This is a genomic window from Mucilaginibacter sp. P5_A6, from assembly GCF_056400585.1.
Window position 1 is genome coordinate 121922 of sequence record NZ_JBFUKZ010000011.1, and the last position, 13390, is coordinate 135311.

Annotated in this window: 6 protein-coding genes; 3 read left to right on the forward strand and 3 right to left on the reverse strand. The window is 41.6% G+C overall.

What is annotated here, in order from left to right; all coding sequences use genetic code 11:
• Positions 1 to 39 precede the first annotated feature (39 nt).
• Both AC1DO4_RS14015 and AC1DO4_RS14020 read left to right on the forward strand, forming a co-directional pair.
• Positions 40 to 1260, forward strand: a complete 1221-nt coding sequence (locus AC1DO4_RS14015) for an endo-1,4-beta-xylanase (RefSeq protein ID WP_477416802.1) — start codon at positions 40 to 42, stop codon at positions 1258 to 1260.
• Positions 1261 to 1441: 181 nt separating this feature from the next.
• Positions 1442 to 3934: a glycoside hydrolase family 95 protein gene (locus tag AC1DO4_RS14020; protein WP_477416804.1), complete on the forward strand. Its 2493-nt coding sequence runs from the start codon at positions 1442 to 1444 to the stop codon at positions 3932 to 3934.
• Positions 3935 to 4135: 201 nt separating this feature from the next.
• On the opposite strand, the gene AC1DO4_RS14025 is transcribed toward AC1DO4_RS14020, so the two are convergent.
• Positions 4136 to 5221 (reverse strand): glycoside hydrolase family 43 protein, encoded by a 1086-nt coding sequence (locus AC1DO4_RS14025; protein ID WP_477416806.1) that lies wholly within the window; start codon positions 5219 to 5221, stop codon positions 4136 to 4138.
• A gap of 669 nt (positions 5222 to 5890) precedes the next feature.
• Between AC1DO4_RS14025 and AC1DO4_RS14030 the strand changes: the two genes are divergently transcribed.
• Positions 5891 to 8035 carry an FG-GAP-like repeat-containing protein gene (locus tag AC1DO4_RS14030; protein ID WP_477416808.1) on the forward strand — a complete coding sequence of 715 codons (2145 nt, stop codon included), beginning with the start codon at positions 5891 to 5893 and terminating at the stop codon, positions 8033 to 8035.
• A 150-nt stretch (positions 8036 to 8185) separates the two neighbouring features.
• Here the strand turns inward: AC1DO4_RS14030 and AC1DO4_RS14035 are convergent, their stop codons facing one another.
• Together AC1DO4_RS14035 and AC1DO4_RS14040 are read right to left on the reverse strand one after the other, a co-directional pair.
• Positions 8186 to 11749 (reverse strand): VCBS repeat-containing protein, encoded by a 3564-nt coding sequence (locus AC1DO4_RS14035; protein WP_477416810.1) that lies wholly within the window; start codon positions 11747 to 11749, stop codon positions 8186 to 8188.
• Between the two features lie 63 nt (positions 11750 to 11812).
• Positions 11813 to 13372 carry a RagB/SusD family nutrient uptake outer membrane protein gene (locus tag AC1DO4_RS14040; protein ID WP_477416812.1) on the reverse strand — a complete coding sequence of 520 codons (1560 nt, stop codon included), beginning with the start codon at positions 13370 to 13372 and terminating at the stop codon, positions 11813 to 11815.
• Between the last annotated feature and the right edge of the window lie 18 nt (positions 13373 to 13390).

Genomic DNA, 13390 nt, shown 5'->3' on the forward strand with positions numbered 1-13390 from the left:
ATACACAGTTAACATTTTCAATAAAAACATTAATGATCCATGAATTTTTCAACTGTCAATAAAAAAACTGATCGGGGCATCCTGCTCCCGGCAATTGCCTTTATTATTTTATCGTTTGTTCAATGTACACCCAAACATCAGGTGGCTTCATCATTCCAGGCAGGTACTATTGCCGATCATCCAGATAAGGGTTTAAAAGATTATTATAGAAACTATTTTCCAATGGGTGTAGCGGTTAGTATGGCATCCTTGCATGGCCCTGATTCTGCATTAATTGTCAGGGAATTTAACAGTGTAACGCCCGAAAACGATATGAAGATGGGGCCGATACATCCGTCAGAAGATATTTATAATTGGAAAAATGCGGACAAAATTGTTGATTTTGCATTGAGCCATCATATTAAAATACGCGGGCACAACTTATGCTGGCACAATCAGGAAGCTGCATGGATGTTTAAGGGGCCAAACGGAGGGCCGGTTACCAAAGAATTGCTGTTAGAGCGTTTGAGGGATCATATTTTTGCTGTAGCAGGGAGGTATAGGGGGAAAATTTATGCCTGGGATGTGGTTAATGAGGCCGTTGATGACAGCGATGATACAACGCAGATATATCGTAAAAGCAACTGGTACAAAATATGCAATGGCCCCGACTTTATAGCGGCGGCGTTTAAATATGCGCATGAAGCCGATCCGCAGGCCAAATTATACTACAATGATTATAATAGCGAACACCCGGTAAAAAGAGAAAAGATATATAAATTATTAAAAAAACTAATTGACGACCACGTGCCGATTGATGGGGTGGGCATGCAGGCGCACTGGAAGTTGAATGACCCATCGCCCGGCGAATTGCGTAAGGCTTTGGATGAAGTAACTTCGCTGGGTTTAAAGGTTCAATTTACCGAATTGGATATCACCATACGCTTGCCACAACCACCACCTGCGCCTGGAACGATACCTCTGGGAGCCACAACGCCGTCAACGCCTGACCCGGGTTATACGCCAGAATTGGAAGCCAAACAAATAGCGCAATACAAAATGGCGTTCGAAATTTTCCGGCAATATAAAAAGTTTATAACAAATGTTACATTCTGGAATGTATCTGACAGAAACAGCTGGTTGGACGGGCGAGGAGGAGGATTAATGGGCGGAGCGGCGGCAGGCTTAAATACGCCCCGTGCGGTTATCAGGGCCTATCCTTTATTGTTTGATGAAAATCGACAGCGCAAAAATGCCTACTGGTCTGTAGTGAATTTTTAACGGCGGCGCTATTAAATGACCCGATAAGGGGCCTGCTGTATTTGTGAACATAACCGCCGAAAGCCGTAAGGAATTTGGTAAGTGGCTTAGCGTTTAAAACGCAAGCGTCGCTGAAACAGACAATTCAATAAAAGATAATAAGGCTGTCCAATGGGGGATTACGCATTATAAACCAAATTGTATGAGAAGATTAGTAAATAAAATAATATACCCATTTGCTGCGGCATTGTTGATTTTTTCATCGGTACAAGCGCAACAGAAAACTCATTCAGGTAGAAAAGATAGCATACCTGATAGCTCCGGGCGATATAAACTGTGGTATAATCAACCAGCTAAAAACTGGAATGAGGCCCTTCCTCTTGGAAACGGTTTTATCGGGGGTATGGTGTTTGGCGACGTAAAAAATGAACGCATTCAGCTCAATGAATCAACCATATGGGGAGGAGGCCCAAATAATACAATCGATTCAAATGCAAGGCCATACATTAATCAGGTGAGGCAGCTGCTCGCAGAGAAAAAGTATGCCGAAGCGCAGGAAATAGCTAACAGTAAACTTGGGCCAAAGGGCAATAGCGGCATGCCATACCAACTGGCAGGTAATTTATATCTCAGCTTTCCTGAAACAGGTAGGGTGGGTGACTATTATCGCGATCTGGATATAGCGAACGCCACAGCTACGGTAAAGTATACTTTAAACGGAGTTAACTATAAAAGAGAGTTTTTTACGTCGTTCGGCGCAAACGCATTCATGGTAAGACTTACAGCCAATAAGCCAGGCATGATTAGCTGTAAGCTGAAACTTCAAAGCCCTCTTAAATCTTCAGTTGCCATAATTGACGAAAAAACACTGGTTTTATCCGGCCAGGGTAGTGAGCACGAAGGCCAAAAAGGACAAATAGAATTTAATGTGCTCACCAAGGTCAAAAATTCCGGAGGCACAAACGTTGTTGATACTTCGGGTATTACTATCGCAAATGCAGATACAGCCGTGATTTATCTTTCTATGGCCACCAATTTTATCAACTATCATGATGTTTCAGCAAATTCAATGCTTCGGGCAGAAAACATTTTAAAAAAGGCCTATCAGCTCAGTTTCAACGAATTGTTAACCAAAAACATCAGGTATTATCGTTCGTATTTTGACCGGGTTAAACTCGATCTTGGTATAGATAGCGCTGCAAAACAGCCCACAGACGTCCGTATCCAAAATTTTTCTAATAATAATGATAAACAATTAGCCGAGTTATATTTTCAATACGGTCGCTACCTGTTAATTTGTTCGTCTCAACCTGGATCGCAGCCGGCCAATTTACAGGGTATCTGGAACGGCGAAGTTAAAGGCCCGTGGGATAGTAAGTATACGGTTAACATAAATACCGAAATGAATTACTGGCCAAGTGAGGTAACCCAGTTAGCAGAATTAAGTACTCCGCTTTTTAATATGATCAGAGATTTGTCTGTTACCGGCACACCAACTGCAAAAATGATGTACGGAGCACGTGGATGGGCATTACATCATAATACTGATATCTGGCGTATAACCGGTGTTGTAGACGGCGCTTTCTGGGGTTTATGGCCAACGTCAAATGCATGGCTTTGCCAACATCTGTGGGAACATTATTTATACTCTGGTGATAAGAAATTTTTAAGGCAATATTACCCGATAATTAAAGCGGCAGCCGAGTATTACATTGATGCCCTTCAAAAAGAGCGTGAACATGGATGGCTGGTAGTGTCACCCTCAGTTTCGCCCGAACACGAATATATCGATGGAAAAAACCAGGTTTCTGTTACTGCAGGTGCCACCATGGATAACCAATTAGTTTATGGCTTGTTTACCGACGCTATAAGAGCTGCCGCCGAGCTCAATATTGACAAGGTATTTGCAGACAGCCTGGTCATCTACCGCCGCCAACTCCCTCCAATGCAAATTGGAAGGTACGGGCAATTACAGGAGTGGTTAGATGATTTTGACCGTACGGATGATCATCATCGTCATGTATCTCATCTATACGGCTTGTTTCCAGGAAACCAGATATCCCCATTTACGCAACCGCAACTTTTTGCTGCCGTTAAAAAATCACTTGACTATCGTGGCGATGTTTCCACCGGCTGGTCTATGGCGTGGAAGATCAATCTTTGGGCACGTTTGTTGGATGGCAATCACGCCTACAAGCTTATTAAGGATCAAATAAAGCCTATAAGCGCGAACTCTGGCGGCACTTATCCAAATTTATTTGATGCTCATCCGCCGTTCCAGATCGATGGAAATTTCGGCTGTACTTCCGGTATAGCAGAAATGCTTTTGCAAAGTCATGATGGTGCAATTTACCTATTGCCGGCATTGCCTGATGAGTGGAAGGATGGCAGTATATCAGGATTAATGGCAAGGGGTGGTTTTAAAATTGATATGAAATGGGCCAACCACAAAATTATCAAATTGGTGATACATTCTTCGCTTGGCGGAAACTGCCGGCTACGTGTTAATCATCAGATCGGTAGCAAATTGCTAAGGGAAGCAAATGGTATAAATAAAAACCACTTTTACCAGGTAATGGATTTGAAAAAGCCGATTGTAAAAAGTGCCGATAAAAATATTATAGCTAAGCTAACAAGATCCTGGGTATATGATATTCCGACACGCCCGGGAGAAGTGGTTATTATTAACAATTGAAAATCAGGAATTAATAAGCACAGAAGGCGAAATTGGATTGGGGGTAGTCTCGTAATTTTGAAAGGAATCCAATTAAGGTAACCGTAACCGGTCAAGGTATGAATTGATCAGGTTATCCAGGTTGGTGATGGTAAGTAAAATCAAACTTTAAATAACCTAAAATAGCAGCCGCAAAGTTGATCGATGCGACTGCTAAGGGTGTTATTTTTTCCCCCGGGCTACTAAGTAAGTATTGATCATTTCTATCTTACCATTACTAAGGTGATGCAGCTCGGTAACCTTAACATTTCTCAGGTTTGTTTTGCCTGAAAGTTCAGTGTCGTGATAAAATATGTACCATTTATTATTGAATTTAACAATGGAATGATGTGTTGTCCATCCTTGCACAGGCTGCATAAAGTGCCCGGCGTATACAAAAGGCCCAATGGGGCTGGAGCCAATTGCATAGGCAAGAAAGTGAGTGTCTCCAGTAGAATACGTCAAATAATATTTGCCCATATATTTATGCATCCATGAGCCTTCAAAAAAGCGGCGATCATGGTCGCCACCCGATAACTGATGTCCGGCGCTGTCAATGATAAGTGCATTTTGCACTTTTCCTTCAAATTCCGTCATGCTTTTATCCAATTTAACTACCCTGCAACTTATTGCCGGTCCCTTATCATTATGAAGATCTGTTTTTGAACCGTTAAGCTCGTATTTTCCGGTTTGCCACCGCTGTAGCTGACCACCCCAGATACCTCCAAAATACATGTAGGCTTTACCGTCATCATCAACAAATACAGCAGGATCAATACTGTAGCTTCCGGTAATAGGATGTGGATTGGCCTTGAACGGCCCTGCAGGGTTATTGGATGTTGCGCACCCTATTTGAAAAACACCATCCTTGTTTTTTGCGGGAAAATACAGATAGTATTTTCCATTCTTATAGGCGGCATCGGGTGCCCATAACTGTTTGCCAACCCATGGAATGTTTTTCATATTCAGGGCAATACCGTGGTCTGTAACTTTTCCGCCTATCCGGTCAAGTGAAAGTATATGGTAATCGCGCATTGCAAAATGGTCGCCATTATCGTTTTCGGGTACACCTGCATCAATGTCATGAGAGGGGTAGATGTAAATTTTCCCTTTAAACACATGAGCAGAGGGGTCTGCTGTATAAATATTTTTAATAAGCGGGGGATTAAGATATTTGACTTTTTTGGCGCTTTTCTGCGCAATTAACGGATTGAATAGGAGGGTTGACACAGCGGTCAGCATAGTCATCTTTAAAAACGTTTTCTTCATATTTTCGATTTATTTAGTTATTTATCTTTAATTATACCCCAATATCCTCAGGCCATTTCTTATCCCGAATTTTAGAACAATTTTATGGGGCGTATACTGCATCAGCCGCAGTTATTTTTTTGCTGTGGGACGAATATAATCCGGTTGAACATCCTACGCACGCACATTTGTATGTTTATATACATCATATGTTCAACATATCGGCGTAGCACGGTTTACCTGACTTTTTTTATGCAGTGATAAAATTATTATGGGATGAAACTGACAAAGCCCTGATCTTATCGTATAAATTTTGAATGCATTGCAGGCGTTTAGGTATAATAACAATGGGTTATCATATCTGGCTATCGGGTAGTTAATCGATAGGTTTATTCAGATGTTATATGGATATACACAAATGTTGTGTTTTGGGCTGCCGTACCTTTTTATATTTGTTAATTGCTTTGTTAGTATTATTATAAGATGTAAGGCTGGTTTAAATTTTAGTTATTTTATTATAGCTCAAATTTATTATTGCGCTGCGTTTATGATATCCAATATTAAGGAGCTAAAAAAGATTCGTTACCAATTTTAAAACCAATTATCATGTTATCGCGATTTGCAAAAATGGCCATGTTTTTCGCTGCAGCTACTTGTGGTTTAATAATCTCATGTAAACCACATTCCCCGATGAGAATGGCAGACTTGCTGGAACAGCTCAAAAAGCGAAATTATAATCCTCAAAACATCTTTAGCTCCGATGCCCGGCTTGCCGCCTGCGATTCGATGTTAAAGGTTGATTCGCCAAACTATGATGTTCAATTGTTGACAAAAAAAGCTTTGTTTGAATTACAGGAAGGTCATGAACAGCAGGCTGTTGATATATACACAAAAGTTGCAAAGCTGCCACCTTACATGAACCCCGTGAATATAAAACCTGATCAGGCAGTGGCCTATATGCGTTTGGGAGAACGCGCCAATTGTATGCTCGGTCATAACGGCTCATCGTGCATATTCCCTATTAAAGGAGCAGGCATACATCAAGTTCAAACAGGATCGCGGCAGGCAATTGAAACACTGGAGAACATTTTGCAAAGTAACTCCCACGATGCCCAGTCACGGTGGCTGTTAAATGTAGCTTATATGACATTAGGTCGTTATCCAGAAAAAGTTCCTGCCCAATATTTGATCCCTAATTTAAATGCCGACGATGGACCATATAAAGTGAAGCCATTTACAGATGTAGCAGCAAATGTTGGTATAAACCTGAATAGCCGGGCGGGCGGCTCCATAGCCGACGATTTTGACGGCGACGGTTATATAGACATTATTACAACAGGAATGGATCTGCAAGATCACATGCACTATTTTCATAACAACGGTGATGGTACCTTCAGCGACCGTACCACTCAAAGTGGCTTGCAAGACGTGGTTGGCGGCCTTAATATTGAACAAACCGATTATAACAACGATGGCCGGCCTGATATTTTTATAATGCGGGGAGGCTGGCTTCTGGATGATTTTGGCAACCAGCCAAGTTCGTTGCTTAAAAACAACGGCAATGGCAGGTTTACCGACGTTACCATTGCAGCCGGCCTCAAATTTATGCATCCTACGCAAACTGCTGTGTGGGCCGATTTCAATAACGATGGCTGGCTTGATGTTTTTATCGGGATGGAAAGCCATGGCGGAAACGCCCCTAACAATAACCATCCATCGGCACTTTATATGAATAGTCATGATGGTACTTTTAAAGAAATGGCTCAAAAGGCCCATTGCCAAATTAACGATTTTGTGAAGGGGGTAACATCTGCCGATTACAATAATGACGGCTGGCCTGACATTTTTGTATCTACCATGAGTGGAAGAAAGTATTTGCTGAAAAATAAATGTAAAGGAGGGAACAACGTCGGTTTTGAGGATGTTACCGAAAAAGCGGGCATCAGTATCAAACAAAATACATTTACCACCTGGTTTTATGATTACAACAATGATGGCTGGCCTGATATTTTGATTGGTAGTTACAATTTTAGTACAACCCTGGGTTATTATGCCGCCTTAGAGGCTTTGGGTACCCCCGTGACAGATAATGGCAATATTTTTCTTTTTAAAAACAACCGCGATGGTACATTTACAAACGTAACCCGTGATGTAGGGCTGAATAAGGTAGTGTTTAGCATGGGAGGTAATTTCGGTGATATTGATAATGACGGCTATCCGGATATTTATTTTGGTACCGGCAACCCGGATTTTGGATCGCTTATACCCAATAAACTTTTCCGGAATATAGGTGGCAAAAAATTTGCCGATGTAACCAGTTCATCACGTACCGGCAATTTGCAAAAAGGTCATGGTGTATCATTTGCCGATTTTAGGAATAACGGCCTGCAGGATATTTTTATCGAAATGGGCGGGGCCTATATAGGCGATGCCTACAAAAGTGCGCTATACCTTAATCCCGGCCAAAATAATAATAATTGGATAGGTTTAAAGCTGGTAGGTACAAAGTCAAACAGGTGTGCTATCGGTTCACGAATCAAGGTCTCTTTTACAGAGAATGGCTTACAACGAAGTGTGTTTAAGGATGTAAACTCCGGTGGAAGCTTTGGTTCATCTCCGCTCCGGCAAGAAATAGGAGTAGGGCAGGCCAGTATCATCGACGATATCGAAATTCGATGGGCGGGGAGTGGTACAGTGCAGCATCTTCAAAAAACAAAGCCTAACCAGTTACTTGAAATAACAGAAGATGGTAAGGTAACACAACTTAAATTGAAGATACTTGAATTTAACACGGGTGAGCCAGCGATGTCTATGAAGATGGCTGATAATATGTGAAAAGCAACGCTGTATTTAAGTATTGAATATAAAAAAGGCAAATCTAAATCATCATGTAGGATGTCATAGCCGATGATTTAGATTTGCACTGATAGAAAGTCTATTTGCTAAGAACAGCCAATCAGGCATTACCCAACAGCGATATTTAAACTAAAATTTGACAAGCCTGATTTTTCCTGAATTATCTTTTATTGATACTTGTGCTATTTTATCATTAATGAGCATAAACCTGGAGGATTGGGAAATAAACGAACTGCCATAATGAAATTCCTGTTTGACATGGCTGCCATTTTTATACGTTATTAAGGCACTTTGATCTGTATAACCTATTTTTAACATGGATGCCTTAGCATTCAATTGAAAAATCCGGAGTGGCCCTAAGTGTTCGCTTGCCGCCATAAGGTAATTATTGTTTGCGCTCCTTAATTTTACAAGTGCCTTTCCATCTCCCGGTAAATATATTCCGCTGTGTGCAATTGATAAAGGGGTAAATCCTCCTTTGCCGTTACCTTTTAACAACAAGCCATTTAGGGCGTCATATCTTCCAATTGAAACATCTGTACCAAAATCATTTCCATTAATCAATAAATCGAGATTGCCATCCGCGTCAAAATCGTCGGCCACCATCCCATTTAATGCCGAAACCTGTGCTTCAAGAGGCAAAGGGGTTATTGTGAATTTACCTTCGCCGTCGTTCCTGAAATAGCAGGACCTCAACTCGGTGGCTTTAAGCCGCAGCGCATTTTTCATTTGGTCGGCGCTAAGCACATCCTGCATAGTAGCCTCCGCATATGAATGATAATTAGTGAATTTTACCCGTAAACTAATCATCTGCTTAAAAGCATCATCCCTCACATTTGCTGGATATTCCCGTTGTATGCCATCTTTGCCAGGAAGAAATAATGACGGAAATGCGTCGAACCTGTTTCTTTTATCAAAATCATTTGCTGTTATAAAAGCCGGGAATTCGTCGCTGGCCTGGTAAAGGGTGTTCAAGCCTACATTTCCAATTATGTAATCCATTCTGCCTGTATGCCTGAAATCACCTGCAATTATTGAGTTCCACCATCCGGGTTTATTGCCAACGCCACTTTTTGCTGTAACGTTTACAAACTTTCCACCTGCATTTTTTAAGAAAATTAGCGGCATCCATTCTCCTGCTAATATTAGGTCTGTTTTATTATCGTTGTCAAAATCACTAAAAATAGCATCACATATCAACCCAATCTTTTTTAGGTCTGGAGCAACGTCATTAGTTACATCGGTGAATTTTACCTTTCCGTCCTTTGTGTCATTTCTTAAAATGTAGCTATTCACCGGTTCGGGATATCTCCATGGCTCAACTCGCCCTGAAATAAAGAGATCTAATCTGCCATCGTTATTATAATCAAAAGCCCTTACACACAACTTACTTTTAAAACACACCGGTAATGCATCCTTCGCAAGCTTAAAATGACCTTTGCCATCATTAATATATAAGCGGTCCTGGTATGCCGGATCATTTGCCGGGGTTTTATAGCCACTGCCGGTAATTAATACATCAGGAAACTTATCTCCGTTTGAATCAAAAATGAGAATTCCTCCATCAAGATAGGGGTGATTGTACTTCTTTCCTTCTAAAAGGCCCCGTTGTATAAATGTGCCGTTGTTTTGTTGAAAAAAGACCTGTGCCGGCTCTGTCAAATTTCCACCGACAACTATATCATCTAAGCCATCGCCGTTAATATCGCCTGCTGACAGCGCAGGATTGTATTCTGAAAGCTTATGAGGCAAAAGCTTTTGAATATTAAAGTCTGTATAATCCGTGTCGCGATGGATGTATTTAACCGCGCTTTTGCCCGTGATATTAGTAAATATCGGAGCTTTTAGTTGTACCGGATTTGCCCAGGTATAGGTTTGACGGGCATTTTTAACGTTAGCAGATAATGTTTGATCTGCATCTACATTTAAAAGTGTTTGTCTGTATTTGTTCGGCCACTTAACAACCACCGAGTCTATTTTTTTGCATTCACCTAACCCAAAATGTGCTACAGATTGAATGCTGGTAAGGTAGCCCCTGTAAGGGCTGTTTTCGTAAACCTGATGTAAACCGTGCTGATAATATATATCCACAAAAGTTCCAATTCCCTCGCGGTTCTGATTTGGTCCCTTAAACTTTATGTTGAGGTAATGGCGCACATTTTCTTTATTCTCCCCGGCGGTGTTTTTATAAATTAGCGCTTGGTCATTGATATTATTAATTACAAGGTCCATTGCGCCGTCATTATTTAGGTCGGCATATACTGCACCATTCGAAAAGGAGGGAATACCCAGGCCCCAGTCCATGCTCACATCCTTAAATTGCAAACCGTTTTGGTTACGAAAGGCGTAATTGTGAATTTTGACTGACGGTATCTGGCTGAGAACTTCCTTCTTCGGCGTTATCAAAAATGCATTGGATCTGTAAGCAATAAAATCATGATCTGTAACGTCGCGGGGATAACCATTGGTAACAATAATATCGCGGTAACCGTCATTGTCAAAATCGGTTATCATCGGGGTCCAGCTCCAGTCTGTTTGGGCCACACCGCTTAAAAAGCCAATTTCGCTAAATGTTGGGTTACCGACCTGGTTATTTTCTCCTATAGACGGACCCTGGTTTAACTGAAGGGTATTCCGGACATATTGATATTGATACCTATAATGGTCGAAATTTTGAATGGTATTATAGCTACTTGGCCCCGACATCATTTTTTTTCGATAATTATCAGCAGGATTCATGTCCAGTTCAAATATATCGGCCAGCCCGTCATTATTGATGTCTTCAATATCCTGCCCCATTGCATTGAAAGATGTATGCTTAAAATACGCCTTCGACTTGTCGGTAAAAGTGCCATCATGATTATTGATATACAATATATTATTCGACAGAAAGTCGTTTGTAACATATATGTCCTTCCAGCCATCGAGGTTGATATCGGCGATAGTGGCGGCGTGTCCGTACCCTTCTATCTTGATACCTGCTACTACCGACATATCCTTAAACACAGGATGTTTAAGGATAGGATCCCAGTGGTTCTGGTACAATCGTCCCATGCTTCTGCCGTTGCCGGCGGTATCAATCGGCCTGAACTGGTTGGGGAATTCGGCAGGGTTAGGCTCGTTAACGGTCAAATACATGTCAAGGTCGCCATCATTATCATAGTCAAAAAAACCAGCCATTGTAGAAAATAGCTGGATATCAAGCCCGTATTCCTTTGCTTCTTCGTTAAATACAGGAACCCCATTTTTATTAACCCCTTTGTTGATATACAACAAGTTCTGCCTTTTTTTGGGATCATTGGCAAACGAATTACATACGTATATGTCGGGCAAGCCATCGTTATTAATATCAATTACAGAAGCACCCCTTCCCCAACGTCCATTGCCGTCTACGCCCGCTGTTGCAGTAACATCCTCAAACCTGAAATTACCTTTGTTGATATATAACTTATTCGGCACCATGTTACCCACAAAGTAAATATCCGGAAGCCCATCGTTATTAAAATCACCTATGCCAACACCTCCGCCATTATATACAGTGGCATTATCGATAGGATTAATCGAATCGTTTTCTGTAATCAGGTTATTAAATACAATGCCCGAAACAGAAGATGGTATTTGCTCAAATAGCGTATGTTTTTTACAGGAAGAAATTAGTAGGGCTACAGTAAAACCAATAAGGAGGATTTTCATAATTTAATATTAATAAAAGCAGGCGGCTTACGGGCCGCCTGCTTTAAGAATTGGTTTAATAAATTAATAGCCGGGATTTTGGTGCCCTGCAACAAGAGGGTTATTGTCCAACTCAGCTTGAGGTATAGGTAATAATTCGTCTCTGTTGGCATGGAACCCGGCAATCGGCTCGGTCGCGAAATACGCCTTCTTGCGCCATCTTAAAATATCGATGTTACGTACTTGCTCATCTCCCAACTCTACCATTTTTTCGTGCATGATGGCTTTTACCACGTCGCTTTTGGAAGCAACCGGAAATTGAACTGTTGGATAGGGGGGCATAGCAACATCTGGCCTTGCGCGCACCAAATTAAGGTAAGCTACAGCTCCGGCTATGTCGCCCGTTTCATTAGCACACTCAGCAAGGTTAAGTAAAACTTCTGAATAGCGTATAATACGTTGGTTGTTACCTCCGGGGTGGAAGCCTGCAGTACTTGCACTTTCCTGGTATATGATCATAAATTTACGCCAGCTGATTTTTTTGGTAACGCCGTTCAACACCGAAGAATTACCGTTTTGATCGGCATCAGTTAAGGTGCTTTGGCCATTGTTATAAACATCGCCGCTTTGATAAACGCTATATGAAAAACGGGGATCTGTTTTTATCGCACCCGTAGCTGTGTTTTCAAATTCATTCAGGTATTTGTTTGAAGGAATAAGGTTTCTCCATGCAACAGGGCAGTATTCCTGATTTCTAACTGTTGACTGCTCTTCAGTTGCGCTTTCGCCACCCCAGTTGTAACCATTAGTTCCTTTATCCACAAACACAACTTCAAAAATCGATTCATTGTTAAATTCGGTGGCTAACTCAAAATTATCAAGGTAACGGGCAGTTAATGAATAGCCATCGGCTCCGCTGGTAGGTATCTTAAGGAATGCAGCCTTAGCGGCGGCATAATCACCTTGTTGCATTAATACCCTGCCCAGCAAAGCATTAGCGGCGGCGGCCGTGGCCCTCCCTTTATCAGTAGAGGATTTACCGGGTAATACTGCCGCTGCATCTGTTAGGTCCTGAACTATCTGCGCATATACGGCGGCAACATCGGCGCGTGGTTTAAAGTCGGTAGGACTTTTGGGAACTGATGTTACCAGTGGAACCCCGCCCCACATACTAACCAGGTCGAAATAAGCCCAGGCACGCAGAAATTTTGCCTCTCCAACTGATTTTTTCGCGTCGGCTACGTTATCTGTAACGTTTGGGGCGTTGTCTGTTACAACATTTGCACGGAATATTACGGTGTACCAGCCATTCCAAACAGAGTTCATCACAGAGTTTGTAGGATCGTCAGTATTATTGATCAATTGGAGCCTTGGAGCTTCCAATTGTCCGCCGCCTGGCGCTACCTCATCGCTCCGTGTGTCGTGCAGGTAATACCATTCCCGGGATACGAGGTTGTTTTGATGCATAACCGCATAAATGGCGTTAACTCCCGACTTTAACTGCGCTGCCGTTTTATAATAGTTGGCCGTAGTAAGGTTGTTGGGATCGGATGTATTTAACGCTGTTTTTTTACAGGACAATACAATCACCGTTATCGTTAATAAAATAACGGTTGACAATAAATAAATTTTTCTATGTTTCATAATATATCAATTTAATGA